This window comes from Chryseobacterium sp. HNCC26DJ240 (genome assembly GCF_057180485.1).
This window is the reverse complement of the sequence record NZ_JBXUGK010000005.1, coordinates 275,451-302,354: the sequence shown is the minus strand read 5'-3', so window position 1 is coordinate 302,354 and position 26,904 is coordinate 275,451. Positions and strand designations below refer to the sequence as shown.

Annotated in this window: 25 protein-coding genes; 18 read left to right on the top strand and 7 right to left on the bottom strand. The window is 35.6% G+C overall.

Features of this window, described 5'->3' with window-relative positions:
- Positions 1-116: 116 nt before the first annotated feature.
- Positions 117-1,136 (top strand): helix-turn-helix transcriptional regulator, encoded by a 1,020-nt coding sequence (locus AC2A1G_RS11995; protein ID WP_484047151.1) that lies wholly within the window; start codon positions 117-119, stop codon positions 1,134-1,136.
- A 3-nt stretch (positions 1,137-1,139) separates the two neighbouring features.
- Here the strand turns inward: AC2A1G_RS11995 and AC2A1G_RS11990 are convergent, their stop codons facing one another.
- On the bottom strand, positions 1,140-2,282 hold the full coding sequence (locus AC2A1G_RS11990; RefSeq protein WP_484047150.1) for a DEAD/DEAH box helicase: 1,143 nt from the start codon (positions 2,280-2,282) through the stop codon (positions 1,140-1,142).
- Positions 2,283-2,401: 119 nt separating this feature from the next.
- Here AC2A1G_RS11990 and AC2A1G_RS11985 point away from each other — a divergent pair, with 119 nt between their 5' ends.
- Positions 2,402-2,548 carry a hypothetical protein gene (locus AC2A1G_RS11985; RefSeq protein WP_484047149.1) on the top strand — a complete coding sequence of 49 codons (147 nt, stop codon included), beginning with the start codon at positions 2,402-2,404 and terminating at the stop codon, positions 2,546-2,548.
- A 36-nt stretch (positions 2,549-2,584) separates the two neighbouring features.
- Here AC2A1G_RS11985 and AC2A1G_RS11980 read toward each other — a convergent pair whose 3' ends face one another.
- Together AC2A1G_RS11980 and AC2A1G_RS11975 are read right to left on the bottom strand one after the other, a co-directional pair.
- Positions 2,585-3,775: a DUF1501 domain-containing protein gene (locus AC2A1G_RS11980; RefSeq protein ID WP_484047148.1), complete on the bottom strand. Its 1,191-nt coding sequence runs from the start codon at positions 3,773-3,775 to the stop codon at positions 2,585-2,587.
- A gap of 78 nt (positions 3,776-3,853) precedes the next feature.
- The gene (locus tag AC2A1G_RS11975) at positions 3,854-5,230 is read right to left on the bottom strand and encodes a DUF1800 domain-containing protein (RefSeq protein ID WP_484047147.1); all 1,377 of its coding nucleotides are present in this window, start codon (positions 5,228-5,230) and stop codon (positions 3,854-3,856) included.
- Positions 5,231-5,473: 243 nt separating this feature from the next.
- On the opposite strand from AC2A1G_RS11975, the gene AC2A1G_RS11970 reads away from it, so the two are divergent.
- From AC2A1G_RS11970 to AC2A1G_RS11940, 7 genes are all read left to right on the top strand, one after another.
- A complete protein-coding gene (locus AC2A1G_RS11970) occupies positions 5,474-6,037 on the top strand; it encodes a hypothetical protein (RefSeq protein ID WP_484047146.1) in 564 nt (187 codons plus the stop codon).
- A gap of 113 nt (positions 6,038-6,150) precedes the next feature.
- Positions 6,151-7,200, top strand: a complete 1,050-nt coding sequence (locus tag AC2A1G_RS11965) for a glucokinase (RefSeq protein WP_484047145.1) — start codon at positions 6,151-6,153, stop codon at positions 7,198-7,200.
- Between the two features lie 142 nt (positions 7,201-7,342).
- Entirely contained in the window at positions 7,343-7,909 is a 567-nt protein-coding gene (locus AC2A1G_RS11960) for a YceI family protein (protein ID WP_484047144.1), read from the top strand.
- A 79-nt stretch (positions 7,910-7,988) separates the two neighbouring features.
- Positions 7,989-8,600: a YceI family protein gene (locus tag AC2A1G_RS11955; protein WP_484047143.1), complete on the top strand. Its 612-nt coding sequence runs from the start codon at positions 7,989-7,991 to the stop codon at positions 8,598-8,600.
- An 87-nt stretch (positions 8,601-8,687) separates the two neighbouring features.
- Entirely contained in the window at positions 8,688-9,329 is a 642-nt protein-coding gene (locus tag AC2A1G_RS11950; RefSeq protein WP_484047142.1) for an alpha/beta hydrolase family protein, read from the top strand.
- Between the two features lie 91 nt (positions 9,330-9,420).
- Entirely contained in the window at positions 9,421-10,767 is a 1,347-nt protein-coding gene (locus AC2A1G_RS11945) for an ammonium transporter (protein ID WP_484047141.1), read from the top strand.
- A gap of 200 nt (positions 10,768-10,967) precedes the next feature.
- Positions 10,968-12,386 (top strand): L-serine ammonia-lyase, encoded by a 1,419-nt coding sequence (locus AC2A1G_RS11940; protein WP_484047140.1) that lies wholly within the window; start codon positions 10,968-10,970, stop codon positions 12,384-12,386.
- A gap of 126 nt (positions 12,387-12,512) precedes the next feature.
- Here AC2A1G_RS11940 and AC2A1G_RS11935 read toward each other — a convergent pair whose 3' ends face one another.
- From AC2A1G_RS11935 to AC2A1G_RS11920, 4 genes are all read right to left on the bottom strand, one after another.
- The gene (locus AC2A1G_RS11935) at positions 12,513-13,907 is read right to left on the bottom strand and encodes a serine hydrolase domain-containing protein (RefSeq protein ID WP_484047139.1); all 1,395 of its coding nucleotides are present in this window, start codon (positions 13,905-13,907) and stop codon (positions 12,513-12,515) included.
- A 7-nt stretch (positions 13,908-13,914) separates the two neighbouring features.
- On the bottom strand, positions 13,915-14,478 hold the full coding sequence (locus AC2A1G_RS11930; RefSeq protein WP_484047138.1) for a YIP1 family protein: 564 nt from the start codon (positions 14,476-14,478) through the stop codon (positions 13,915-13,917).
- Between the two features lie 13 nt (positions 14,479-14,491).
- Positions 14,492-14,758, bottom strand: coding sequence for a DUF2089 family protein (locus tag AC2A1G_RS11925; protein WP_484047137.1), 267 nt, complete (start codon positions 14,756-14,758; stop codon positions 14,492-14,494).
- 136 nt (positions 14,759-14,894) lie between these two features.
- Entirely contained in the window at positions 14,895-15,737 is an 843-nt protein-coding gene (locus AC2A1G_RS11920) for a prephenate dehydrogenase (protein ID WP_484047136.1), read from the bottom strand.
- A 562-nt stretch (positions 15,738-16,299) separates the two neighbouring features.
- Here AC2A1G_RS11920 and AC2A1G_RS11915 point away from each other — a divergent pair.
- The 9 genes from AC2A1G_RS11915 (at position 16,300) to rimO (ending at position 26,791) form a co-directional block, all read left to right on the top strand.
- The gene (locus tag AC2A1G_RS11915; RefSeq protein WP_484047135.1) at positions 16,300-16,890 is read left to right on the top strand and encodes a sugar transferase; all 591 of its coding nucleotides are present in this window, start codon (positions 16,300-16,302) and stop codon (positions 16,888-16,890) included.
- Positions 16,887-18,137, top strand: coding sequence for an O-antigen translocase (locus AC2A1G_RS11910; protein WP_484047134.1), 1,251 nt, complete (start codon positions 16,887-16,889; stop codon positions 18,135-18,137). Before AC2A1G_RS11915 ends, AC2A1G_RS11910 begins: the two co-directional genes overlap by 4 nt.
- 228 nt (positions 18,138-18,365) lie before the next feature.
- Positions 18,366-20,741: a GumC family protein gene (locus AC2A1G_RS11905; RefSeq protein ID WP_484047133.1), complete on the top strand. Its 2,376-nt coding sequence runs from the start codon at positions 18,366-18,368 to the stop codon at positions 20,739-20,741.
- A gap of 20 nt (positions 20,742-20,761) precedes the next feature.
- A complete protein-coding gene (locus tag AC2A1G_RS11900; protein WP_484047132.1) occupies positions 20,762-21,853 on the top strand; it encodes an EpsG family protein in 1,092 nt (363 codons plus the stop codon).
- A complete protein-coding gene (locus tag AC2A1G_RS11895; RefSeq protein WP_484047131.1) occupies positions 21,853-22,665 on the top strand; it encodes a glycosyltransferase family 2 protein in 813 nt (270 codons plus the stop codon). The genes AC2A1G_RS11900 and AC2A1G_RS11895 overlap by 1 nt, the downstream gene beginning before the upstream one ends.
- Before the next feature lie 29 nt (positions 22,666-22,694).
- Positions 22,695-23,756 carry a glycosyltransferase gene (locus AC2A1G_RS11890; protein ID WP_484047130.1) on the top strand — a complete coding sequence of 354 codons (1,062 nt, stop codon included), beginning with the start codon at positions 22,695-22,697 and terminating at the stop codon, positions 23,754-23,756.
- Complete coding sequence (locus AC2A1G_RS11885) at positions 23,753-24,697, top strand: sugar transferase (protein ID WP_484047129.1); 945 nt, start codon at positions 23,753-23,755, stop codon at positions 24,695-24,697. Before AC2A1G_RS11890 ends, AC2A1G_RS11885 begins: the two co-directional genes overlap by 4 nt.
- A 10-nt stretch (positions 24,698-24,707) precedes the next feature.
- Positions 24,708-25,253, top strand: coding sequence for a dTDP-4-dehydrorhamnose 3,5-epimerase (gene rfbC / locus AC2A1G_RS11880; RefSeq protein ID WP_484047128.1), 546 nt, complete (start codon positions 24,708-24,710; stop codon positions 25,251-25,253).
- 236 nt (positions 25,254-25,489) lie between these two features.
- Positions 25,490-26,791, top strand: a complete 1,302-nt coding sequence (gene rimO, locus AC2A1G_RS11875; RefSeq protein WP_484047127.1) for a 30S ribosomal protein S12 methylthiotransferase RimO — start codon at positions 25,490-25,492, stop codon at positions 26,789-26,791.
- Positions 26,792-26,904: the final 113 nt, after the last annotated feature.

Below are 26,904 nucleotides of genomic sequence, written 5' to 3'. Positions count from 1 at the left end.
CGGCGAATCTCGTTCCTCGATTTCCAGAGGAGGGGAATTGTTACACTTTTTCCATTTTAATCTTAATTCAAATCTATTTTCAACCTTAACCTTAACCTTAACCTTAACCTCAATTTATGTCATCCAACAAAAACGCCCTCATCCGCTACAAAACTTTAGATAAATGTCTGAAGAATAAGTATAAAAAATATACTCTGGAAGATTTGATGGATGAATGTTCTGAAGCTTTGTTTGAGTTTGAAGGGAAAGAATCTTTTGTGAGTAAGCGGACGGTTCAGCTTGATTTGCAGAATATGCGGAGTGAAAAATTCGGTTATGAAGCACCGATTGAGGTTTATGAAAGGAGATACTATCGTTACAGCGATCCTGATTACAGCATTCATCAGATTTCAGTGAATGAAAATGATTTGAAAACAATGAATAATGCGATACAGATTCTCAAGCAGTTTAAAGATTTTTCGATGTTTAAGGAGATGAATGGAGTGATTCAGAAACTGGAAGATTCTATTCATTCGACAAAACAGAAATCGATTATTCATTTAGATAAAAATGAAAATCTGAAAGGTCTGGAACATATAGATATTTTGTACGAAAGTATTCTGAATAAAAAGGTTTTAAAAATATGTTATAAAAGTTTTAAAGCCAGAGAATCTAATTACTACCTGGTTCACCCGCAGTTGCTAAAAGAATATAATAACCGTTGGTTTTTGGTGTGCTGGCACAAGCAGAAACTGATGAATCTCGCGCTCGACAGGATGGAAGAGATTGTAGTTGAAGACAAAATTCAGTACCACGACATTGATCTTGATGCAGACCTTTACTTTTCTGAAATTATCGGAGCAACGGTTTCACCCAATCAGCGGGGTCAGAATGTTATTTTTGTAGTGACTTCGGAGCACGCGCCTTACGTGAAAACCAAACCGTTTCACCATTCTCAGGAGATTGTGAGTGAAGACGAAAACGGAACTACTTTTAAAATCTGTGTGCAGCTCAATTTTGAGCTGGAAAGAATGATTTTGGGAATGGGAGAGTTTCTTACGGTTTTGGCACCCCGAAAATTAAAGCAGAGAATTTCCAAAAGCATCAGTAAAGCTTTTAGAAACTACCATTCTAATCCGGATGAAAACGCAGAATAGCTTTTAGTATCCGTGAAGATCGGTGCCTTCTGTTCTTTGTAAAGTTACTTTTTTACCCATCTTTTTCTGAATTACCCTGAAATGTTGCAGTTCATCATCTGTCAAAATACTGATGGCGGTTCCTTTTTCGCCGGCACGTCCGGTTCTACCGATTCGGTGGATGTAATCTAAAGGCGATCTTGGTAATTCGTAATTGATAACGCACGGCAAATCATCAATGTGAATTCCACGACCGATTAAGTCTGTAGCAACCAAAATCTGAGCTCCGTTAACTTTGAATTCTTCCAGATTATTTCGTCTTGCCCCCTGAGATTTCTGACTGTGGATGGCAACGGCTTTTATTTTATTTTTCTTCAGTTTTTCAACCAGATTATCGGCAGATCTTGTCGATGAAACAAATATCAGAGCTTTCTCAACCTTTTTTTCTTTAATTAAATAACGCAGGAAAGGACCTTTGTTTTCAGGAGAAACGTGATAGGCAAGCTGCTCGATGTTTTCAATTTCAACTTCCTCTTTTTTAATTTCAATAATTGTCGGATTGATTGAAAGTCGTTCCTTCATTTCAGAAACTTTGTCATTTAAAGTCGCTGAAAACAGAGTGGTTTGTTTGGCGACAGGCATCATCGCAAAAAGTTTATTCATTTCCTCCCCAAAACCAAGCTGAAACATTTTATCGGCTTCATCAATAACCAAATGTTTTATGGTTGAAATACTTAAAGCTTTATGGTCAATTAAATCCAGCAAACGACCTGGAGTAGCAATCAAAACTTCCACGCCAAACATTCCTTTCATTTGTGGGTTGATGGAAACTCCTCCGTAGACTGCCATTGTTCTGATTTCACGCTTTAAATTTTCTGTAAAAGCCCTGAAAACTTCATCAATCTGAATCGCAAGTTCACGTGTTGGAACCAAGATCAAAACCTGAATATTACGGTCTTTTTTCACTTCTTCATTCTGTAATTTTTCCAGAATTGGCATCACAAACGAAGCGGTTTTTCCTGAACCTGTCTGGGCGATCCCCATCAAATCTTTACCCTGTAAAATGACTGGTACAGCCTGCTCCTGAATTGGAAACGGCTTGAGGTAACCCAGTTTGTTGACAGATTTAATGATGTTGTGTGATAATCCCAGAGATTCAAATGACATAAATAGATATTTACTGCAAAGATAAGCTATTGTAATTTGTAAAATGGAATGGAAAGATTTGTCGTAATTAAAAGAATTATGGCTTAAAACTTGTAATTCAATTTTGAAAATAAAGTATTATGAAATCCAGAATATTAAAAGCTGCATTGGCGATAGTGGTACCGATTGTGATCGAATTTATTATCAAGAAAGTATCCGAAAAAATCGATCAGAGAAGTTCTCCGCAACCAAAGCCACAAACACCTGAACCAATCGGGCATAGCTAAAAATCAAGAGACTGCATTTTGCGGTCTCTTTTACTTTTAAATAAAATCATAAACCCCATTTTTCCAGCCCAAAACTTTCGAGGAGTCAGCCTGCAGCCAGTTTTTGAGAACGGTCGCGTACACTTTTCTGAAATCTTCGGTGTAAATTAAATCTCCTTCATTCAAATTCTCCAAATCGGGAAGCGGATTTAAAATTCCTTTCTTTTTTAAACCTCCGCTGATAAAAAACATCTGGTTTGCCGTTCCGTGATCGGTGCCTTTGCTAGCATTTTGGGAAACTCTCCGTCCGAATTCTGAGAAAGTCATCAGTAAAATATCCTGAAAAAGTCCGTTGTTTTTCATGTCTGCGACGAAGGATTTTACTGCATCATTAATTTCTCCAAAAAGTTTCTGCTGTCTTTCATTTTGATTCACATGGGTGTCAAAACTTCCGATGGACAGGTAATACACCTGAGTATTAATGTCAGATTTTATTAAGGAAGCAACAGTTTTGAAATCTTTCCCAAGTTTGGAATTCGGATATTCCTGAGTTGATTTTTTAGCTTTGCTTTTTTCAAAAATATAATCGGCGTTGTTGATGGTGGAACCTAAAGTCTGGTATAAATAAGAAACGGTTTCATCGTCGTGGTGATGGTCTTGTTCGTATAAAGATTTAAAATATTTTTCCTGACTCGTCTGGTATAATTTTTTGGGATCTTTAAAGGCAAAAGCCTTATTGTTATCGCCTTTTAGAGCCAAACTTAGCATGTCGTCAACCTCCAAAGCTTGTGTGGGATGCTCGCATTTGTAGCATTCTTCATCCAGAAATCTTCCAAGCCAGCCTGTTTCCAGATATTCATCACTTTTACTTGCAGAATGCCAGATGTCCATGCTTCGGAAATGCGATTTGTTAGGATCGGGATAGCCGACGTTATTTAAAACCGATAATTCGCCGTTATCATGAAGTTCTTTAAAATAGGATAGGGCAGGATTGATTCCTGTTTCGTCATTTAAAACTAAAGAATCTTTAATGGCAATGGTATCTCTTTCTTTAAAATAAATGTCATTTCTGGTCGGAATAATCGTATTTAAACCATCATTTCCTCCGTCAAACTGTAAAACAATCAATATTTTTTGGCTCGGATTCAGTGCTTCGTCAAGCGTCATCGCCTTAAGGAAATTCGGCATCAGAAAGGAAGCGGTAGCAAGCGAACTTATCTTGAGGAATTCTCTTCTTTTTATAATCATGACTTTTTTATTTAGGTTGAGGTTGAGGTTAAGGTTGTTTTTTTTACTTCCATCTTCCATCTTCTAACTTCTATCATCCTACATCAACTGATATTCCGGAGTTGACATAAGGTTGATGATATTCATTTTAATGCTTTTGTCTGAAAAATTCTGCACAGAATTCATATTGAGTTTTTCAGAATTGATGATTAAAAAATCTTCACAATCTTTTTTGTTAAACGCTTTTTCTACTTTCTGCCAGTCGATGGTAATGTTAGGGTTTTTAAATGATTTTTTCAAAGCTTCCCGTGATTTCATACCCATATCAACATCGTCATCTTCCCGTGGCGATACATCTAAAGGTCTTAATCCTGACCAAATCTGTGGAATCTGAAGCCTCAACATTAAAGTCGAACTGTCAATCCATGATTTTCCGTTGGGCCAACCAGCAACGTTGGGAGGAGCAAGAAGGGTTTGTCCTAAAAGTTTCTGATAAACCACAAGATTTTCAGGGTTTTGAATGTTCATCGGAAGAATTCTCATCATTCCAACCATCAATTCTGTGGGCGATTTTATTCTGTTGCCAATATTTTTGGGATCATAAAACCAGTAGCTATTGAAAATTTCATACATCAGTATTTTGATGTTGTATCCCGACTTATAAAAGATCTCACTCAAATCAAAAATTATATCTTCATCAGCTTTTTCATTCACAAAAAACTTATAGATTTTTGTGGTGATAAATTTCGCCGTTGCTTTCTGTTCTAAAATGATATTTAAAACATCATCACCGGAGAAATTTCCTGTTTTCCCTAGAAAAGTTTTAGAACCTTCATCATGTTGTTTAGGTCTTTCAATAAAATTTCCCTCTTTGTCATAACCCAATCCGGTAAAAGCTCTTGCGGCTTCACGGATGTCGGTTTCGGTATAATTTCCAATTCCCATTGTGAAAAGTTCCAAAACTTCACGCGCAAAATTTTCATTGGGATGATCCTTTTTGTTTTGTTGATTGTTCAGAAAGTTTAGCATCGCTGGTGATTTACTCACTTCAAAAAGCAGATTTTTGAAATTGCCTAAAGCATTTTTTCTGATAATATTCAGCTGATGTTTATTGAATTTCGGATTGTTAATTCTCGTTGCGAAATGCCCATGCCAAAAGAAAGCCATCTTTTCCTGAAGCTGAGATTTTGAGTTGACCATTTTATCTAAAAAATTAAGGTTAAGCTCCTGATTCTGCTGATTATTGGTTTTTTGAATTTCTTTTCGCATTTCTGCTGTAGCTTTGGATGCAATGTAATCGGGTGGTTCGATATCTGCTGTCGTGTATTCAATGTTTTGAGAATCAACTTCCGTAAAAAGTGATTTTAAAATGTCTTTTCGATTCGCCTTTCTGAGATTTGAAACCTGAGAAAGCCCAATTCCAAAACCCGCACGCCAAAGAAGATGTTTATTATTGATGAAATTTAGCTCACTCATGATTTATAAATATTTAGAGAAGAGAAACAATAGAACTGATTGTAAGCAGTAATTTTTGTACCAAATAACCGTTAGCAAAGGTTAAATTTTACAATTTGTTTGATCATAATTTTTTATTTGAGTTAAATTTTAAACCGTTGTAAACCATCGATATTCTTCCATTTTGAATCAATTTTACATTCGAAAAATCTATTTGGCATAATTTTTACAGTTTCCCATCAGTAAAATTTAAAATTCATTATTATGAAAACGTTGAAACAAACTATCGCTGCGGCAGCATTTTTAACTGCCGGTTTAGTAAGTGCACAGGACAAGGCAATGAATAACATGATTAAAGTGGGAGCGACTGTAGGTGTTGCTGTTCCTCAGGACAATGCTTCTATGGCTGTTGGGGTAGATGTAGCTTATCAGAATTTGATTACACCAGGTTTTGGTTTGGGTATCGCAACAGGATATACTCACTATTTCGGAAAAGAAAATAACGGTTACAATAATAATGATGTAGGTGTTGTTCCGGTAGCGGCACTTTTCAGAATTTATCCTAAGCAAACCGGATTTTATTTTGGAGCTGATTTAGGTTACGGTTTCCTTGTAGGTGACAAAAATGTAGCTGCAGGTTTTGCTACAGAAAGACCAGACGGAGGTTTTTACCTAAAACCAGAGTTGGGTTACCATAACAGAGACTGGAATTTCTTCCTTCAATATCAGAAAGTTTTTGCAGGAAACAATGGTGATCTTGCCGGGCAGGATTATAATGTAGGAAGTATCGGAGCGGGATTTTCTTACAACATTCCTCTCGGAAATTAATTTACAAATAATTAACTGTTTAAAAAACAAGCCTTTTCTTATTTTTGAAAAGGTTTTCTTTTATCTTTTCAGAAATACCAAAACAATTATTATATTTACTAAAATTTGCGATTATGAACTTAAATCCGAAATTTCCGCTCTATTTGCCGGGAGTAAAAAATACCAGAAATGAGAATTTGACTATATTGGGAGCCAATCTTCGTGAGGATGAAACGGTACTTGCTTACTATGTTTCGGGACGTGAAGGCTTAGATATTAAAATTCAGAAAAAATATATTACTAAAGATTATCCTACTCTTAACGCGATTGTAACGGATTTTATTACAGAAAATTCTTTAACTCAAATAGACAGATTCGGAATTTCTGTACCAGGACCTGTTTTAAACGGTAAAAGTAACCCAGAAAGACTAGGGTGGAATCTTGATGTGGAAGACTTTAAAAACGAATTCGGATTTAAAGAAGTAAAGATGCTGAATGACCAGGAAGCAGCAGCTTACGGTATCGGTCTTCTGGAAGATTCAGAACTTGAAGATATCAGATCGGGAGGTCATCTTGAAAGCGGAAACGTTGCCATCATCGCTCCAGGAAACGGATTGGGTGAAGCAGGTTACTTCTTCGACGGAAAATATCTTAGACCTTTTGCCACAGAAGGAGGTCATTCAGAATTTTCTCCACGTACAACTATTGAAGTCGAGTTTTACCAGTTTTTAAATAATCTTTACGGAATCGTAAGCTGGGAAAATGTCCTGTCTAAAGCAGGTTTATTCAATATCTACAGATTTTTAAGAGACGTGAAAAGACATCCTGAGCCGGACGGACTTTCTGAAAGATTAAACGAAGGCGATTTCGTGGAAGTGCTTTACAAAGCCGCAACAGAAGAAGATGTAATGATCTGCAAAATCGCACTGGATACTTTCCTTGAATTTTTGGCAAGAGAAGCCAACAGTTTAACATTGAAACTTAAAGCTACCGGAGGTTTAATTCTTGCAGGAGATATTCCGCAGGTGGTGAGCAATTATATTGATAAAGATAAGTTTTATGAGAAATTTAAAATCAGTGATAAAATGGAAGCCATGCTTCGTAACATCCCGATTTATCTCGTGAAATCAAACAGTACCAGCATCAATGGTGTCGCGCTTTACACCGCTTATCATCAGGATTAAAAATACAGACTCCGGCTTCCGCCGGAGTTTTTTTATGATAATATTCATACCAGAAAATTTCAATATCTTACCGTATGATAAGATTAAAATTAAATCCACTTGTTTACATTTGCAGCATTAAAATAATTATTAAAATTTAAACATGAAAAAAATATTCTTACTTGCGGTTTTGGCCAGTGGTCTTGCATTCGGACAGTCGAAAAAAGTAGTTTCTTCAGACGTTCACTGGTGGGGTTATAAAGTTGTAAAATCTAAATCAAGTTCGCACGATGGAACTGTTAAAGTAAAATCAGGAGATATCGTGATGAAAGGAAATCAGGTAGTGGGTGGAAATTTCGTTTTAGATATGACTTCTATCAATGCTACAGATCTTTCTGGCGAAGGACAGGCTAAACTGAACGGTCACCTTAAAAACGGAGATTTCTTCGAAGTTGAAAAATTCCCTACGGCTTCTTTCAAAATCACTTCTGTAAAGAAAAATAACGATGCAACGTACAACTCTGTGGTTGGCGGAAATCTTACTGTAAAAGGTAAAACCAATGCAATTTCTTTCCCTGCGAAAATCACCAATACTAATGGTGTAGTGACTATTGAATCAAATAAATTCTCTTTCGACAGACAGAAATTTGATATCGCATATCAGTCAGGAATGAAAGACTCTGTGATCAATGACGAAATTGATATGACAGTAAAAGTTAGTGCGAAGTAATTTAATCTAAAAAAATATTGAGAAAAGTGCAGAAGTTCTGCGCTTTTTTTTATTTTTGTTGAATTGTAAATAAAAAAGAATGAAAAGATTATTATTGTTTGCTATGATGTGTGCGAGCATGTCGTTTGTTTTTGCTCAGAAAAAAGGAGATAAAATTTCTAAAGTTGTCACTTCTGAGATCTTATGGTGGGGAAGCAAAGTAGTGAAAACTGCACCTACAACTCATTTCGGAAGCTTAAAGCTGAAAAGCGGAAAATTTAATTTCGATAAAACAGTTTTGGTCGACGGTGAGTTTATTATCGACATGAGAAGCCTTGTAGTGGCAGATCTTTCGGGACCGGATCAGGTGAAACTGACCAATGAGCTTAAAGGAACCAACTTTTTCGAAGTAAAAAAATTCCCGACAGCGAAATTTCATTTAAAGAAAATTATCCCTCTTGCGAATGCAGAGTTCAATTCTACAATCGTAGGTGACATTACCATCAAAGGAATCAGAAAGACCATCTCTTTCCCTGCAAATGCGCACGTTACTCAGTTTACAGTTGAGATTGAATCTTCAAAATTTGCATTAAACAGAAAAGATTTCAGAATTTTCTACCAAACTTCTTTGAAGGATCACTTTATCAAAGACGAAATGGAAATTCAGTTTAAACTTTCTACTGTTAAAGTGGATAACGAAAGACCAAGATAAAAGGTTAAAATTTTTATAAATTAAAAAGGACTGCTTTTAAATGAGCAGTCCTTTTTCTATTTTAGCTGTTATAAATACAAACTTCGTATGAAAATCTACGTTATCAGCGGTCTAGGGGCAGATTATAAAGTGTTGGAAAGACTGGTTTTTCCGGAAGAGCATGAAATTATTTCAATTGACTGGCTTATTCCTGAACGTGATGAAAAATTTGCTGATTACGTTGTAAGAATGGCTGAAAATATTGATGATTCTGAACCGTTTTATCTTCTCGGTTATTCCTTTGGAGGATTGATGGTGCAGGAAATCAACAGGCTTAAACCTGCGGTAAAAACCGTTATCTTGGGAAGTATAAAATCAGATAAAGAAAAATCCAGACTTATAAAACTGGGTCAGTACACCAAAATTCCACAATACCTTCCCGTTGGTTTGTTTAATATTAAAACCTTGGAAACCTATGCTGTTTTCAGAAAGTTTTTCGATCCTAAAAATCCTAAAGTCAACCAATATTTCAGATTTACCGATCCTTATTATTTGAAATGGTCTGTGCAACAGATTTCAGAATGGAAATTTGAGCAGAAAGACAATATAATTCAGATTATGGGCGACCGTGACATTGTTTTTCCCATCAAAAACTCAAAACCCGATTACATTATCAAAGGAGGGACTCATCTTTTTCCTGCAACTAAGTATAAAGAGGTTTCTGAACTCTTAAAAAATATTTTTATTTGATTTTATATTAAATTAAAAGGGGTTGTTTTAAAAATTAATATTATTTTAATTAAATTATCTATATTTTTGTAGGGGTTAAATTAAAATAAATATGAAAGTTGGTTTAAAGTGGATTGTTTCCTTTGTCATTATCTCAATCGTTGCCATTGGCGGACTTTTTTGGCGTCCCGATTTTACAGCTCCCAATACAGGAGATTTTTTAAGTGAATCTGCTATAGTTGGTTCTGATGTTGCTTGGATTCTTGCTGCGGCTGGTTTGGTTCTCTTAATGACTCCAGGTCTCTCATTTTTCTACGGCGGTATGGTGGGTAAAAAAAATGTGATCTCCACAATGCTGCAGAGTTTTATTTCTCTGGGAGTGATTTCAATTCTGTGGATTGTCGTTGGGTTTTCACTTTCGTTCGGCGAATCCATCGGTTTTGAAATAAACGGTGAGCATTATGGAATTATAGGAAATCCTTTCACCTATATGTTTTTCAACAATGTAAGTCTCTATCCGCACAAAGACATGGCTTCTACAATTCCGTTTGTTCTTTTTGCTTTGTTTCAGATGAAATTTGCTGTGATTACTCCGGCTTTAATTACAGGATCTTTTGCAGAAAGGGTTCGTTTTATTTCCTATCTGCTTTTTATGATTTTGTTTAGTCTTTTAATCTACACCCCTTTGTGCCACATGGTTTGGCATCCGGACGGACTTTTAAATAAATTTTTCGGAATTAAAGATTTTGCAGGCGGAACAGTTGTTCACATGAGCGCCGGTTTTGCCGCTTTAGCAGGAGCTTTGGTTTTAGGAAACCGTAAAAATCCTCATCATGAACCTTCAAATATTCCCTATGTGATTTTAGGAACGGGAATGCTTTGGTTTGGCTGGTTTGGCTTCAATGCAGGTTCAGCTTTATCGGCCAATGCAACAGCAGCGGTCGCATTTGGGACTACAACAATTGCTTCGGCTTCCGCAATGATGACTTATATCTTTTTTGACAGGTTAAATTGCCGTCCGGTTTCTGCTCTGGGGGCTTGCATTGGTGCAGTTGTTGGCTTGGTGGCTATAACACCTGGCTGTGGGTTTGTCTCTATTCAGGAAAGTATTTTTATAGGTTTTATTTCTGCTATTGTTTCAAATTTGATGGTTAATTGGAAAGCTTTAAAGAAAATAGATGATACACTGGATGTTTTTGCCTGCCACGGTGTCGGCGGAATTATGGGAATGATTCTCACTGCTATTTTTGCTCATGGCGAAAACGCAAGTCTTCTGCACGGAGGAATCGGGGTTTTTGCCCATCACATGATTGCTTTGCTTTTGGTATCGGTTTTTACATTTTTCGGCTCGTTGTTGCTCTATAAACTTACAGACAAAATAATTTCACTTCGGGTAAAACAAGTTTCGGAAGAAATGGGTCTTGATATTTCCCAGCACGGAGAAAGTTTAAAATGGTAATTTTTTTGGTATTTAACTTAAACAGTGGTTTTTTTTGACCGCTGTTTTTTTTATATTTAATTCTCTCCTCAACCTCAACCTCAACCTCAACCTTAACCTTAACCTTAACCTTAACCTTAGCCTCAACCTTACCCTCAAATTCCTGCGCATCTATAATATTTTCAATGTATATTTGCTTTTCATGAAACTGAAAAATTTATATGGAGTCAATATCTGTATTTGAAATAATTAAAGTCGGGATCGGGCCTTCCAGCTCCCACACAATGGGGCCGTGGAATGCTGCTTCGGCATTTATCAGAATTCTCAACCGTGAAAGATCGGTTGCCGAAGTAAAAGAGGTTTTTCTTGAATTTTTCGGATCTTTAGCAAAAACAGGCATCGGTCACGGAACCGACATTGCCGGAATGTTGGGATTAAACGGCGAAGATTTTAAAACCATCGATACAACGAAGATTGATGATATCGTCAATCATATTAAAGAATCTCAGATCATAAACCTGGGTGGTGAAAAAGAAATCCCCTTCATTTACGGTCATCATTTGATTTTAAATATGTCCAAATCACTTGATTATCATCCGAATGGAATGATCTTCAGTGCGGTTTTTGAAGACGGAACCGAGCTGATGCAGGATTTTTATTCTGTAGGCGGAGGTTTTATCATGAGTCAGGAGAAAAATTCTATTGAGAAACAGTGTGTAAGAACTTTATATCCGTGTCACAAGTCTTCGGATATTGTGAAGTACTGCGAACATTTAGGTTTGAATAAAATTTCAGATTTAATTTTGATGAACGAAGAAAGCTGGCGTACGCAGGAAGAAACCCGTTCTGAAGCTTTAAATATCTGGAAAAATATCAAAGAATGTGTTTACAAAGGTGTCAACAAGGAAGGAGTTCTTCCAGGAGGTCTCAATGTAACCCGCCGTGCCGCAGGAATCAACCGTAAGCTTCTCGGAGATAAAGTCTACAAAAACATCGACGAATGGTTTCAGCAAGTCGTTGACGCAGAAGAAAATTTCACCAATATCAATAAATGGATTTCCTGTTTTGCACTCGCGGTGAACGAAGAAAATGCAAGTTTCGGAAGAATTATCACTGCACCTACCAATGGAGCAAGTGGTGTAATCCCTGCAGTTTTAATGTATTCTCAAGCTTTTACCGATGCAAATAGCGAAGACGATATTGTCAGATTTATTTTAGTGGCCGGTGAAATCGGAACTTTGTTTAAGAAAAACGCAACTATTTCTGCAGCAATGGGCGGTTGTCAGGCAGAAGTTGGGGTTTCCTCAGCAATGGCAGCAGCTGGTTTGACGGAAATTTTAGGCGGAACTGTAGGTCAGGTTTTGATGGCGGCAGAGATTGCTATGGAACATCACTTAGGTTTAACCTGTGATCCAATCAAAGGTTTGGTGCAGATTCCGTGTATCGAAAGAAATACAATGGGAGCAATAAAAGCGATTACAGCCGCCAATATTGCTCTTGAAAGCGATCCATCAAAAGCAAAAGTAAGTTTAGATCAGGTGATACAGACGATGTGGGAAACTGCGTTATCGATGAATGACCGTTTTAAAGAAACTTCCGAAGGTGGTTTGGCAATTGCGGTGAATGTTCCGGAATGTTAAAATAAAGACAGCTAAAGTTCTATAGAAAACGTCGGTTTGTTTTGCCTAAAACATACCGACGTTTTAGTGAAAAGATGCCGATGTTTTAAGTGGAGCATCTTTTTTCAGTTGTCGTAAAATACCTTACTAGTTTATTTTCGGTAGCTCGTAATCTACTCCGTAAAGCATGCTGAAAACAGCGACAGCAAATTCATTCCCTGCAATGCCAATACGATCTGCATTGAGGGAATAAGATATTGAAATGTCGTCCTCCCCATTATAAACCATCAGCGAATTGGTGCCATAAGTTCCGCCACTGTGACCTACAAAAATTTTAGAATGAAAAGGAACAACTGATAATCCTCTTCCAAATCTTGCATCAGTAGGAATCATTGAAACCATCGAATTTTCGGAAACCATCTTTTTGTCAAAATAGGCATTGATAATGAGGTTGAGATTATAAGGTGTTGTTGCGATATCTCCTACGCCAACAACATTGTTGAAGTCGAAATCTTTCACATGTTCCCATTTTGTGGTAAAAGAAAAAGATGGATAAACATGGTTTGGTTTCTGCGATGCAGTGTAGAAGTTTTTTAATTGTAAAGGCTTAATGATGAACTCATTTAAATTATCAGCGTATGTATTTTTCGAAACTTTTTCTAAGATTTTAGTCAGAAGAAAATATCCCGAGTTTGAATATTTTTGGTCTGAATCTGGCTCAAACAAAGTGCCTTGCTCATTAATTCTATTAACGATATCTTGCTCAGATACCTTGTTTGTTAACCATTTCGGGTTGCTTTCCTTTCCGGTAACGTAGTCTCCAAGACCTGAGCTGTGATGCAGAAGCTGAGAAATATCTATTTTTTCAGCATCCGGGATTTGAGGGTAAAACTGAGATAATTTGGTGTTAAGATTCAGTTTTTTCTGTTCAATCATTTTATAAATCATCATAGCCGTCATGGTTTTAGTAATAGAACCAATCTGGAAAGTCTGATTTGTATTTTTGAAATCCGGAAGGTTTTTCTCGCCAAAATTATTGGTGTATATCTCTTTTCCTCCTTTAAAAATTGAAATTTCTCCCGCTAAAGCATTGTTTTTCTCTAAATAAACCAGAAAATCATCAATCTTTTTCAGGCTTTCTTTGGTGTCTGAAAGTTTTAAAAACTCAAGGCTTTTGTCTTTGTTTTTGCTCTTGTCAAAAGGTTTTAAATTGAGCGGTAAAACCAATCCTTTTTGGGTAAAAGTTCCGTTGATTTCATTATTTTTAAAAGTTCCGCTGTATTTTGCACCCATCGCTGAGTTTTCAAAACTTAGAATATTGTTGGTAAAGCTTGTCTTCTCTAGCGGGATTCCTTCTGCGCCTTGCAATGGGCTGTCCAACGTAGATTTGTATTCGTTTTTATCCTTTTGAATATTTAGAATTAAAGGGAGTTTATTGCCTTGAATTTCGAGCTCGCCTTTCCAAGAACCCGTTATTTCCTGCGCGAAAATGAATATACCGGTGAAATGAATAATGAGAAATATAAATAATCTTGTTTTCATGGTTGTTTTAATTTAAAAATTGCATCAGTACGATAAGGATAATAAGAATAATGGCAAAAATTACGATATAAACCCAGCCTTTCAGATTGGTGGCAGTTTTGAAACCATTGTAAAGAAGGGTAATGCCATACGCAGACATTGCAAGAGAATACAGAGAGAAGCTGATCACAATCAAAATTGCAGCAGGAGGTATTTCAGCACCCAGCTCCATAGAGGTTAGAAAATAATCTTTACTATTCTGAATAATATCCAGTTGACTTGGAACTGCTGTAAAAAATCCGGGAATCTGTGATATGAGAACTGCATTTGTAATGTCAATGAGTCTCGTTTTTCTGTTTATTATTTTTCCGAAAATAAAAAATACAATGATGGAAATGGCAAAAACTGAAAAGGTAGAAAAAATTACCTTTGTTAACGTCTCTTCAGATTGAATGTAGGTATAATGAAATACACTGTCTGCTCTGAATCTCAGTAAAAATAAAATACTGAAAATAATTACGGAGGAAACGATTCCTGCAATAAAAAGTTTTTTATCATCAAACTTCAAGAAAGGATTAAAAATAGTTTTCATGTTCATGGTGCATTTATTTTTTTAATTCGTTGATTTTGGTAATCAGATCATCTACTTTGTTTCTCATGGTAGGATAGGAGAGTTCCGCCTGTTTTGCCATTTCTTTAATGCTTCCACTGGAAAGAAAAAAATTCATTATAAAATCCTGTTCTTCTCTGTTGAGTTTCAGGAAGACCGGAAGCTCATAATCCCCGTTTACATTGGTTTCGCAATGAGGACATTTCATTTGGCTTACATTCAGAGTATGATCGCAACTTGGACAAATTATTGGTAGTTTCATTAGTTTTGTTTTTACAAATGTAATATTAATTTTAATAAAATTAAAATATTATTTAATAAAGTTAAAAAATGGTTTGCATTTAGGAATAAAAAAAAACTTCCAAGTAATGGAAGCTTAGGCGTATGTGATATATTGTTTATTTTAAAATTCCACGGATTTTATTGGCATTTGTAATCAATTCTTCCAGGTATTCAAAATTGTCTTTCTCCAAAGCAGATTTGAATTTTCTGAGCTGAGTTATGTGCTCATTCAAAGCATCCAAAACGTTTTCTTTGTTTTGTTTAAAAATAGGAACCCACATTTCTGGATGGGATTTTGCCAGACGAACCGTGCTCGAAAACCCCGAACTCGCCAGTTGAAAAATCGTTTCTTCTTCTTTTTCCTTTTCTAAAACCGTATTAGCCAGCGCGTAGGAAGTGATGTGAGACATGTGTGAAATGTAAGCCGTGTGAATGTCGTGATCTTCTGCAGACATCTGAACAATGTGCATATCGAGATTTTGGACGACGTTTTCCACCAGTTCCAAAGCATCTTTTGCGGATTTTTCACCGTCGCAGATGACACCGGCTTTACCTGCAAAACTTTCGGCGAGCGCAGATTTCGGCCCGTGATTTTCCGTTCCCCACATCGGGTGAAATGCTACAAACCGTGATCTCTTAGGATGATCTTCGGCCGATTTTACAATTCCTGATTTCGTGGAACCCACATCCATAACCGTCTGATGATCTGAAATTAAATCTAAAACCTGAGGCAGAATTTTGATCGCTGAATCTACAGGAACGGCAATGATGATGAGATCAGCAGCCTCAATTCCGGTTTTGAAATCTGCTTTTTCGTTGATGATGTTTAATTGTAAAGCATCTTCAAGATTCTCAATATTATTGTCGATTCCGTAGATGAAATCGGAAATGTTTTTCTGTTTTAATTTTAAAGCAATCGATCCTCCAATCAATCCTACGCCTATAATGCTGATTTTCATAATTTATTTATTTTAAAAACGAAAAACCCCGTCTTTTCGGACGGGGTTTTTACTTATTTTGAAGCACAAAATCCTTATCCGAAAACCTTTTCAGATGGATAATAATAGTTTTGTGCAGTTATTTTCATAAGGCTAAAGTATTGAAAATTTCTTAAGCAAGCAAAATACGATTGTAAAAAACTAATCAAGATTAATTTTTTGCAGTGACAAACCATGACGGATAAAGGATGACTTGATTGCATTTAAAAAATTAAACAGTAGTAAATTTTTTTACTTTTTGAGTGAATTTTTGTTATAGTATCGAGATACCCTCGAGGTACCCTTTGTATACTCTTTTAAGACAATCTGTAAATCACATAAAAAAATTAAACAGTTATAAAAAAAATGCCTGCTAAACCTTGACAAGGTTGGCTCCAAATAAGATATAACTTCATATTTTCTGTTCGTAAAGTGCTTTCATCAATAATGGCTTCTGCTGTTATTAGCTTAACGAAGCGTCTTTGCGACAGGATAATTTTAGCTAAAAGAGAATTTGTTATCTTTGCCCGATAAGAACATCTTTGTGAAAAAATATCCGGTCTGGAAGTCGGTGATGGATTACGGAATCTCTTTCGTGGCCGCAGTAATTTTTCTTCCGCTTTTTTTCGTACTTTTTATTCTGGCGTCTGCAGATACCGGTTTTCCCGGGATTTTTACTCAGGAAAGGGTAGGGAGATTCGGAAAAATGTTTACGGTTTTTAAATTTAAAACTTATCATTCTGCCACTCATCAGAAATCTTCTTTCGGAAAATGGATGCGGAAAACCAAGCTTGATGAACTTCCCCAATTGTTTAATATTTTAAAAGGCGAAATGTCTTTCATTGGACCAAGACCAGATATCAAAGGCTATTACGATGAACTGGAAGGCGATGACCGTGAGGTTTTAAACCTAAAACCCGGACTCATCAGTGAAGCAGGATTTAAATACAGACACGAAGACAAAATTCTATCTCAGCAGAAAAACCCACTGAAATATAATAATGAGGTTCTTTTTCCGGATAAAGTGAAAATGAATCTGGAATATTACAGAAATCTTTCTTTAAAAAACGATGTCAGGCTGATTTTAAAAGCTTTCGGAGTTATTTTAAATCTAAAATCCGAAAAACACTTATGAAACTTCTGAGTACAACGGTTTTTTCGGGCATCACGGCATTTGTAAAAATTTCGGCAGGATTTGTTGCAACGAAAGTAATTTCCTCTTTTTCGGGACCTGCGGGTGTTGCTCTGGTTGGATCACTCACGAACTTTATGGCTGTTGTACTGAGCCTCGCCAACGGATCTGTCACTTCAGGAATTGTAAAATATACCGCTGAATTTAAAAATGACAGAAGGAAATCTAAAATTTTGTATGATACATCTGTTTTTGTATCATTGGTTTGTTCGGCACTGGTTTTTTTAGGGCTTGTTATTTTCGCTCAGCACTGGAGCAGAAGTATTTTTCACAGCACAGAATATATTTCGGTGATTTATCTTCTAGGAGGAGGAGTGATTTTTTATTCTCTGAACACGATTCTTTTAGCCTTCCTGAATGGGTTGGGCTACATTAAAAAATATACAGTTATCAATGGAATAAGCAGTGTAATTACCCTGCTTCTCACGATTGTACTTATTTATTATTACAACATTTCAGGGGCTTTGTATGCTTTGGTCATCACGCAGTTTGTGGTGTTTTTTGTTGCGGTACTTTTGATTTGGAAGAGGATTTTTAAAAACATCAGTCCATCGATTTTTAAACCTGATTTTAAAACCATAAAAAACCTCAGTCATTTTACAGTAATGGCAGTGGTGAGTTCTTCAGCAATGCCTCTGGCTCAGATCATCATCAGGAATTTTATCACCAAAGAAATTGATCTCAACAGCGCAGGAATCTGGCAGGGATTGATCAGGATTTCAGACGGTTATCTTCTGATGATTAATATAACTTTAGGAACCTATTTTCTGCCAAAATTATCTTCTTTAAATGGTAAAAATGAAGTCAGAATAGAAATTTTGGATGGATTGAAATTTCTGGCTCCGTTATTTTTGGCAATGTGTGCAGGAATTTATTTTACAAGATTCTACATCATAGAAATACTTTATACCAAAGATTTTTCAGCTATGGAAAGTCTTTTCTTCTGGCAGCTGGCAGGAGATTTTTTCAAGGTGCTTTCTTTGGTATTTTCTTATCTGATGATTTCTAAGGTGATGACCAAAGCTTACATCATTACAGAAGTCTTATTCGATTCATCTTACGTGATTTTAAGTTTAATACTCATTCGTAAAATTGGATTGGAGGGTAGTTCCATTGCATTTTTTATTACCTATTTTCTAAGTTTTCTCATGATGATTTTAATATTTAGAAAAACTGTTTTCAGCAGATAAATATTTCAGAAAGATGGTTACTTTAAATTTAGTTTGACAGTTCAAAGTTTCCTATTCGGAATCTGTATAGACAAAAATAAAATTTTTACTCAGTTCATTTGCGGATATTTTATTAAAGTATTGATAATAAATGTGTTTTTTGCAATAATTCATTATTTGATGAGCCATCTGTTTTTATATTCCTCTCAAAATATCTATATTCGTTGACCTAAAATAAATGAGGAAAATTTGAAGACTGAATTTAATAAAGAAGACTCTCTACAGGAAATTATAAAACCTTATAAAAGAAAATGGTATTGGTTTGCCATCAGTATCTTGCTGATGATTTTGCTGGCTTTGTTTTATATAAAAACTACGGCTCCTGTATATGAAGTTGTTACCAAAATTTTAATTAAAGACGCTAAAAAATCAGGTAATCCGGCAGACGCAATTCCCGGAATGGAAGGTTTGGCTGGTCTTACAGGTTTCAACTCAAATACGGTAGAAAATGAAATGGAAGTTTTGGCTTCCAAAAAACTGCTCAGTCAACTGGTAGACGAATTGCCTTTGCACTGTCCTATTTATGTGGAAGGTGATTTTCACAACGTAGAATTGTACAAAGCAGAATCACCAATCAAAATTCAGGTGATTAATGAAAAGCCTTTCGGTGAACTTCCAAAGAAGAGAATTGATATCAGCATCAAAGGAAATGAAATTACGCTTAATTCAGAGGAATTTTCATCTCCTTTAAAAACACAGTTTAACAAAACGGTAAGTCTTCCTTTCGCCAATATTATGTTTCTGAAAAATGAGACATTCAATCCCATTTTAGTTAAAAAACTCAATGTCAATCAATTATTTTTTACTTATACAGATAAAATCAGTTTGATAGATGAACTGCAGGAGCTGGTAAAAGTAAAACTGAGCAATAAAGACGCAACGGTAATTGATCTTTCTGTAAATCATCCCAATATTGCAAAAGCAAAAGATCTTCTTAATACTTTGGTTGTACAGTACAACCTTGAAGCGATAGATGAAAAAAATACAGAATCTGAAAAAACCAAGCAATTTATTGATGACCGTGTTGCGCTTATCTCAAGAGAATTAGGAGATGTCGAGAAACAAAAACAGGATTTTAAAACAGCCAATGATCTTGTTGATATTCGCGCGCAGGCCGGTATAGAATTGGAGACCAGTGCGGAAGCTGAAAAGAAAAAACTGGAACTCTACACTCAGTTGGAAATCAATAACATGTACTCCGGCTACATTAACAACAAAGGATTCAACGAAATTCTTCCGACCAACCAGTTAGGAAGCGATAAAGAATCTGAATCTTCAAGTAATATTGCTGCATATAATCAATTGGTTATCCAGCGAAACAGACTTTTGGAAAACTCCACCTCAGAACATCCGATGGTGAAAACGCTGAACGATGAAATCCGTAAGCAGAGAACCGCCATCAAAGAGAGTCTGGACAAAAACAGATCAAGCATCCAATCGATGATTAACAGTATTTCATCTTTGGAAGGCAAATCGAACATAGGAATGAGGAAAGTGCCTGCTCAGGAGCGTCTTTTCAGAAATATAGAAAGACAACAGCAGATTAAAGAAGAACTTTACCTTGTTTTGCTGAAAAAGCGAGAAGAAACGGCAATTATGCTTGCAATGTCTTCTAATAAAGCAAGAGTTTTAGACGTAGCTTACAAAAAGAAGAAACCTGTTGCACCAAAAAAAATGATTTCGTTGGGTGCGGCGTTATTTTTAGGTTTCGGTATTCCGTTTTTAATTATTTTTCTGAGACTTTTCTTTAATACAAGAATTTCTGACAAGAAAAGTGTTGAAAAACACACCTCAATTCCGGTGGTGGCAGAAATTCCGCATCTTAAATCTCAGAAGAATAATCTTATTCAGCAGAATGATGTTTCGGCTTTGGCTGAGTCTTTCAGAATTTTAGCTACCAACGTCAATCTTCAGTTGCCTTTGGATCAGAAAAATCATGTTATCTTAATTACTTCAAGTGTAAAAGGAGAGGGAAAAACTTTGGTTTCTATGAATTTGGCTTTAAGTTTAGCTAAAAAAGGGAGAAGCGTTTTGCTGATTGGTTCAGATATCAGAAATCCGCAGTTGCAGAGATACAGACCTGAGATGAAATCTGCCAAAGGTCTTACGGAATTCCTTTACGGAACTGTCTCTGATATCCGGGATATTATCCATCCGAGTCAACTGAACGAGCATTGTGATTTTATTTATTCGGGGATTATTCCACCAAACCCTGTGGAACTTTTAGACAACGGCCGTTATAAAGTTCTGCTTGAAAAAGCAAAAGAACTGTACGATTATATTATCATTGATTCTGCCCCATTGATGCCGGTTACAGATACTTATGTTATTGCAAAACTTGCAGATATGACGCTGTACATTATGCGTTCAGAAAAAACCGAAAAAAGCTATATCGAATATGCTGACCATACAGCTTCAGAAAAGAAACTGAACAAAGTAAACATTGTCCTGAATGATGTGAAAGCCCAGAATTTCGGATATGGAAATCAGAAAGGTTATGGGTATAATCAAGATATCGACGCAGGTTTTTTCGGAAAGATAAAATCATGGTTCAGACAATCGTAAAGATTTGATTATAAAATCTGATGGAGGAGTTTAAACTGAAATTTTACGTCATTTACGTAGTTTTTGCTGTTGTGGCAATTATCTTTTCCATGTATGTTGATATTAAAAAGAAATACTACAATTCGATTTCAACCGTGCTGGCGCTGACGTTGTTTTTGATAGTTTCCTTACTTTTTGGTCTCAGAGATTTAGATGTAGGTACAGACACGGATATTGTACGTGTTCAGTTTGAATATCACGACAGATTAGATTTTGGATTTCAGTTTGTTTTTGATTTTCTCATTGTGCTGGTGAGCCAGTTTACAGATAATTACCATATTTTCCTATTGGTACTGAGCTTACTGTTTACAGGTTTGATATTTTCGTCAATAGTTGTACTGTCAAAGAGAATAGACCTCAATATATTTTTGGTTTCATTCAGTTTTGTCAGTTTTTATTTTTTTGAGCAATTAGGGATTAATATTGTGCGTCAGGGTGTTTCGCTGGCGTTTTTTCTTTTGGCAGTAAGTCTCTATTTTAAAGAACCCTCAAAGTTCAAATACTGGCTGATTCCTTTATTTTTAGGGGTTGGCTTTCATATCACAACCATTATTGTTCTGTTAATTTTTGGTGTGGTAATTATTTTTAAAAAGCTTAAAATCATGTATTTTTATGCTTTATATTTTTTAATTCTGATTATCTCTGCTGTGGGGGGAAGTGTTTTGTCATTTGGTTCTCTACTCAGTTATTTCTTTTTGGTTGACAGCAGAAGAGCGGATTTTTATATTAACAACGAGAATGGCCTCGGGTATGAAATTGGTTTCAAAACACAGTTTGCAATTTTCAATACTGTGTTTCTGGGTGTTTTTACTTTTATTAATGCTAAAATACTACATTACGAAAACGAAAGTTATGAGATACTGCTCAAGTACTACATGGTAATGAGCTCCATCTTTTTTCTGATGTTTCAGATTCCGTTTTCAGACCGTTGGGGAATGATGTCCTGGATCACGATTCCGTTTTTGCTGGCACCGCTTTTCAGTATTAACAAAACTGCAAAATTCAGCATGGGAACACTCGGGTTTCTCTTCCTCATTTTTGTTTCTTTTTCAATTTATTACAGTTCAAAATAATGGCAGAAGTAACCGTTGCAATACCAATATACAATGCTGAAAAGTATCTTGAAGAAGCAATTCTTTCCGTACTTTCTCAGACTTTTCAGGATTTTGAATTGTGGCTGGTGGATGATGGTTCTACAGATTCTTCAGTTGCAATCTGTGAGAAATTTTTATCTGATAACCGGGTGAAAATTTTTGCTGACGGAGAAAACCGTAAATTATCTTCACGCCTTAACATGATTTCTCAAAACGTAAAAACAAAATTTCTTTTGAGAATGGATAGTGATGATATCATGCACCCGGAAAAAATAGAAAAACAGCTTAAAGTTTTAGAATCTCATCCGGAGATTGATATTTTGTCTACCAACCTTTATTCTATAGATGAAAATAATATTGTTCAGGGAAAAAGATTCGACAGGGATAATAATTTTCTAGGTGAAATTTTTCCAGTAATGCATCCTACAGTAATGGCTAGGTCAGAATGGTTTAAAAAAAATCCCTACGATGAAAAAGCTGTGAGAGTAGAAGACGCAGAACTTTGGTTGCGAACGAAAGACTTCAGCACTTTCAGAACAATGGGTGAGCCTCTGTTTTTTTACAGGGAGATTGGCAACAAATACTACAAAAGATATTTTAAAGGTTTCCCCGGAGTTTTTTATATGTTGAGAAAAAATATTTTCAAAGTGTCATACATCAAATTTTGCCTTAAATATTTTGCTGCCAGCTTTGTTTATTTTCTGTTATATATTATTGGAAGGGAGCATTCTATGATTCAGAATAGAAATCAGGTTAAAATTTCAGATTGTCATTATTCAGATTTTACTTAGATTGTTAAGACAAATTGCTTTAATTATAGATGAAAATTCTACATGTCATTACTTTAGCCGAACTTGGAGGTGCACAGTCTGTTGTCATCAATCTCGCAGAAAGATCTGTGCAGGATGGCGATGAGGTTTTTGTAGCGTCTTCCGAACATGGCGAAATGTGGGACATGCTTCATGAGAAAGTTTATCAGATTAAAATCAAAAGTTTAAAACATTGCTTAGGTTTAGCCGATCTTACTGTTTTAAAGGAACTTTATTCAATTTACAAAAAGTTTAAGCCAGATGTCATTCATCTTCATTCATCGAAAATCGGGATTTTAGGAAGATTGGTTTTTCCGTCAGCGAAAATTATTTATACCATTCACGGTTTCGATTCGATTCGGCTTCGTTATAGAAAGTTTCTGCCTTTAGAGAAAATGTTAAAATCAAAATGCAGAGCGATCGTAAGTGTGAGCAATTATGATTTTGAAAACCTGAAAGCAGAAGGTATTACAGAAAATACGTACGTCATCCAAAACGGAATCAAAGATTTTGCCCAGCAAGATTTCAATTCTGAAGAAGATTTGTTTGCAGATTTGAGGCAAAATGCTGATACAAAAATTATCTTATCTATTTCAAGATTGGCTCCACCCAAAAGATTTGATGTTTTTTGTGCATTGGCAAATCAGTTTTTAGATCAAAATATACTCTTCGTGTGGATCGGAAATAAAAAAATAGAAAAAAATATTCCGCATAATGTAATTCTATTAGGCGAGAAGAAAGAAGCTTTCAGATACTATAAAAATGCTGATGTTGCCGTCTTGTTTTCTAATTATGAGGGACTTCCCATATCACTCATTGAGGCAATATGTTTTTCAAAACCAATTATTGCATCAGATGTAGGAGGGATTTCTGAATTGATTAACGGAAACGGAATTCTTGTAAGTAATGATGATTTGCACAAAACACAAAAAACCATTACTTTTATGCTGAATAATCAAAATATTTATGACAAATTTGCAAATCAGTCAAGGAAATTGTTTGATGAACACTTCCATGTTGAGATAATGTATTATAAATATAGAGAATTGTATTCTGTTATAGGTAAAAAATGAAAGTTTCTAAGTTAACCAACTTTCCTAAAAGATATCTTATTGTAAACGTCAGCGATATTTCTTACAAAATCTTGAAAGAAACAGATTTTTTGAATAATAATAAGGTAATTTTTTTTGATACGAATGTTGAGACCAGAAGCATTTCAGATTACATCGTTAAACTAAAAATAAAAAATGTGATTATTGATACCACCAACGTTAATCATATTTCCGAAAAGGTGACCAACGAAATCATCGATTTGAAAATACAGGGAGTGAAAATTTACGATGCACAAAATTTTTATGAAGTTGTAAGCAAAAGAATTCCTTTAGTGAAATTCTCTTCCAACGAATATCTTGCAGACAATGTTTTCAGTATCGGTCTGGATGAGGAAGATATTTTTTTTAAGCGTGTTTTTGATATCGTAATGAGTTTGCTTCTCTTGCCTTTCACGCTGCCGCTTATTGCTTTTGGTGCTCTGCTTATTTTTTTCACTTCGCCCGGTAATGTTTTCTTTTCTCAGATGCGTGTAGGAAAAAACTCTGTTCCGTTTAAAATTTTTAAACTGAGAACAATGACGAAACTTCACGACGGCACTTTCACTACAAAAAATGATCATCGTCTTTTAAAAGTCGGAAAATTTCTCAGAAAAACAAAAATCGACGAGCTTCCGCAAATATTTAATGTTCTCAACGGTTCCATGAGCCTAATCGGGCCAAGACCGGAAAGAGCAAAGTTTGTTACAGAGTCTATAAAAGACAACGCTTATTTTGACCTGAGACATCTTGTAAAACCAGGTATCAGCGGTTGGGCACAGGTGCATTTACCAAAAGCAACGCCGAGAGAAAATCTTAAAAAACTGGAATACGATCTTTACTACATCAAAAATTACAATTTAAAATTAGATTTTTTAATTCTTATTAAAACCATACAGGTTGTTTTTACCTTAAACAGCCATTAAAATAAACAGAATGAAGATAAAAGAAACTCCGCTTAAGGATTGCTACATTATTGAACCTACAATTTTTGAAGATGAACGCGGTTATTTTTTTGAAAAATACAACGAAGCAAAATTTCAGGAGCAAACGGGAATGAACGGACATTTTGTGCAGGATAATATTTCAAAGTCGTCTTACGGTGTCTTGAGAGGTCTCCATTTACAGAAAGGAGAACATGCCCAGGCAAAACTGGTTTCTTGTCTTGAAGGAAAAGTTTGGGATGTGGCAGTAGATCTCAGAGAAGATTCTCCAACATTCGGAAAATGGTTCGGGATTGAGCTTACAGCGGAAAATAAACTGCAACTGTACGTTCCAAGAGGTTTCGGTCATGGCTTTTCAGTTTTAAGCGAAACTGCAGTTTTCTCATATAAATGCGATAATTTCTATAATAAAGAATCTGAAGGAGCCGTAAAATTTGATGACCCGGAATTGAATATCGATTGGAAAATAAGTTCTGAAGAAGCTGTACTTTCAGAAAAAGATAAAACTGCACCATTGTTCAGCGAAAAGAATTTTTAGGAACTGAATTGATTAATTGTATTCAAATGTCTCAGCTTAATATAAGTGAAACGGCTTTGTGAAACTTAAAGCAAATCATTTTTAAATTTCTTAGTGAGCTTCGTGTTCAATGATGTGAAATCAGATTCAGGCTATATTTAAAATAAAATACTCAAAACCATCTTTTTAAGGTGGTTTTCTTTTTATGGCTCAGGCTTTTTATAATTTTGTATCTTTGCACACTGAAAAATAGAAAGATGCGTACAAAATCAACAGGTAAGAAAAAAATCAATGTGGTCACTCTCGGATGCTCCAAAAATGTTTACGATTCGGAGGTTCTGATGAGTCAGCTAAAAGCAAACGGAAAAGAAGTGGTGCACGAAGACCGTGGTGATATTGTGGTAATCAATACCTGTGGTTTTATCGATAATGCCAAAGAAGAATCCATCAATACAATTCTTGAATATGTAGATGCGAAAAACCGTGGTGAGGTGGAGAAGGTTTTTGTTACAGGTTGTCTTTCAGAAAGATATAAGCCGGATTTGATCAGAGAAATTCCGGATGTTGATCAGTATTTCGGAACGAGAGATCTTCCGATTTTATTAAAGCATTTAGGTGCTGATTACAAGCATGAATTGGTGGGTGAAAGATTAACCACGACTCCAAAACATTACGCTTATCTAAAAATTTCAGAAGGTTGCGACAGACCCTGTTCGTTTTGTGCAATTCCTTTAATGAGAGGTGGTCACGTTTCAACACCGATTGAAAAACTGGTACTTGAAGCTGCAAAACTGGCTAAAAAAGGAACAAAAGAATTGATTCTTATCGCTCAGGATTTAACGTATTACGGTTTAGATATTTATAAAAAAAGAGCTTTGGGCGAACTTTTAAAAGAGCTCGTAAAAGTGGAAGGAATCGAATGGATCAGACTTCACTACGCTTTTCCAAGCGGTTTCCCTGAGGATGTTTTGGATATCATCAGAGAAGAACCAAAGGTTTGTAATTATATTGATATTCCTTTGCAGCACATCAATTCAGAGCTTTTGAAATCGATGAAAAGAGGAACCAGCCATGAAAAAACCAATGCGTTGTTAGGTAAATTCAGGGAAAAAGTGCCTGATATGGCGATCAGAACTACTTTAATCGTAGGTTATCCGGGAGAAACTGAAGAAATTTTTCAGGAATTAAAATCCTGGGTTCGTGAGCAGAGGTTCGACCGCTTAGGCTGTTTTACCTATTCTCACGAAGAAAATACCGGAGCTTATGTTTTGGAAGATAATGTTCCGCAGGAAATAAAAGAGGCGAGAGTAGAGGAAATTATGGAACTGCAGTCTCAGATTTCATGGGAGAAAAATCAGGAGAAAATAGGCATGACTTTTAAATGTGTTTTTGACAGAAAAGAAGGAAATTACTTCGTCGGAAGAACAGAATTTGACTCACCGGATGTTGATAATACCGTTTTGGTTTCGGCTGAAGATACCTATATTTCAATCGGAGATTTTGCCAATGTTAAAATAACTTCAGCTGAAGAATTTGACCTTTATGGAGAATTAGTTTAAAATACAATTCGATTATTAATACAAAACCAATGCTATTTCAGTATTGGTTTTTTTTGTCTTAAAACTTTTAAAACACTGATTAATAGTGGTTTTTTAAATGAAATCATAGTTTC

What these genes read in the sequence shown, in the direction of transcription:
- AC2A1G_RS11995 (WP_484047151.1), top strand. Translation starts at nt 117, where the DNA reads ATGTCATCCAACAAAAACGCCCTCATCCGCTACAAAACTTTAGATAAA.
- AC2A1G_RS11990 (WP_484047150.1), bottom strand. Translation starts at nt 2,282, where the DNA reads ATGTCATTTGAATCTCTGGGATTATCACACAACATCATTAAATCTGTC.
- AC2A1G_RS11985 (WP_484047149.1), top strand. Translation starts at nt 2,402, where the DNA reads ATGAAATCCAGAATATTAAAAGCTGCATTGGCGATAGTGGTACCGATT.
- AC2A1G_RS11980 (WP_484047148.1), bottom strand. Translation starts at nt 3,775, where the DNA reads ATGATTATAAAAAGAAGAGAATTCCTCAAGATAAGTTCGCTTGCTACC.
- AC2A1G_RS11975 (WP_484047147.1), bottom strand. Translation starts at nt 5,230, where the DNA reads ATGAGTGAGCTAAATTTCATCAATAATAAACATCTTCTTTGGCGTGCG.
- AC2A1G_RS11970 (WP_484047146.1), top strand. Translation starts at nt 5,474, where the DNA reads ATGAAAACGTTGAAACAAACTATCGCTGCGGCAGCATTTTTAACTGCC.
- AC2A1G_RS11965 (WP_484047145.1), top strand. Translation starts at nt 6,151, where the DNA reads ATGAACTTAAATCCGAAATTTCCGCTCTATTTGCCGGGAGTAAAAAAT.
- AC2A1G_RS11960 (WP_484047144.1), top strand. Translation starts at nt 7,343, where the DNA reads ATGAAAAAAATATTCTTACTTGCGGTTTTGGCCAGTGGTCTTGCATTC.
- AC2A1G_RS11955 (WP_484047143.1), top strand. Translation starts at nt 7,989, where the DNA reads ATGAAAAGATTATTATTGTTTGCTATGATGTGTGCGAGCATGTCGTTT.
- AC2A1G_RS11950 (WP_484047142.1), top strand. Translation starts at nt 8,688, where the DNA reads ATGAAAATCTACGTTATCAGCGGTCTAGGGGCAGATTATAAAGTGTTG.
- AC2A1G_RS11945 (WP_484047141.1), top strand. Translation starts at nt 9,421, where the DNA reads ATGAAAGTTGGTTTAAAGTGGATTGTTTCCTTTGTCATTATCTCAATC.
- AC2A1G_RS11940 (WP_484047140.1), top strand. Translation starts at nt 10,968, where the DNA reads ATGGAGTCAATATCTGTATTTGAAATAATTAAAGTCGGGATCGGGCCT.
- AC2A1G_RS11935 (WP_484047139.1), bottom strand. Translation starts at nt 13,907, where the DNA reads ATGAAAACAAGATTATTTATATTTCTCATTATTCATTTCACCGGTATA.
- AC2A1G_RS11930 (WP_484047138.1), bottom strand. Translation starts at nt 14,478, where the DNA reads ATGAAAACTATTTTTAATCCTTTCTTGAAGTTTGATGATAAAAAACTT.
- AC2A1G_RS11925 (WP_484047137.1), bottom strand. Translation starts at nt 14,758, where the DNA reads ATGAAACTACCAATAATTTGTCCAAGTTGCGATCATACTCTGAATGTA.
- AC2A1G_RS11920 (WP_484047136.1), bottom strand. Translation starts at nt 15,737, where the DNA reads ATGAAAATCAGCATTATAGGCGTAGGATTGATTGGAGGATCGATTGCT.
- AC2A1G_RS11910 (WP_484047134.1), top strand. Translation starts at nt 16,887, where the DNA reads ATGAAACTTCTGAGTACAACGGTTTTTTCGGGCATCACGGCATTTGTA.
- AC2A1G_RS11900 (WP_484047132.1), top strand. Translation starts at nt 20,762, where the DNA reads ATGGAGGAGTTTAAACTGAAATTTTACGTCATTTACGTAGTTTTTGCT.
- AC2A1G_RS11895 (WP_484047131.1), top strand. Translation starts at nt 21,853, where the DNA reads ATGGCAGAAGTAACCGTTGCAATACCAATATACAATGCTGAAAAGTAT.
- AC2A1G_RS11890 (WP_484047130.1), top strand. Translation starts at nt 22,695, where the DNA reads ATGAAAATTCTACATGTCATTACTTTAGCCGAACTTGGAGGTGCACAG.
- AC2A1G_RS11885 (WP_484047129.1), top strand. Translation starts at nt 23,753, where the DNA reads ATGAAAGTTTCTAAGTTAACCAACTTTCCTAAAAGATATCTTATTGTA.
- rfbC (WP_484047128.1), top strand. Translation starts at nt 24,708, where the DNA reads ATGAAGATAAAAGAAACTCCGCTTAAGGATTGCTACATTATTGAACCT.
- rimO (WP_484047127.1), top strand. Translation starts at nt 25,490, where the DNA reads ATGCGTACAAAATCAACAGGTAAGAAAAAAATCAATGTGGTCACTCTC.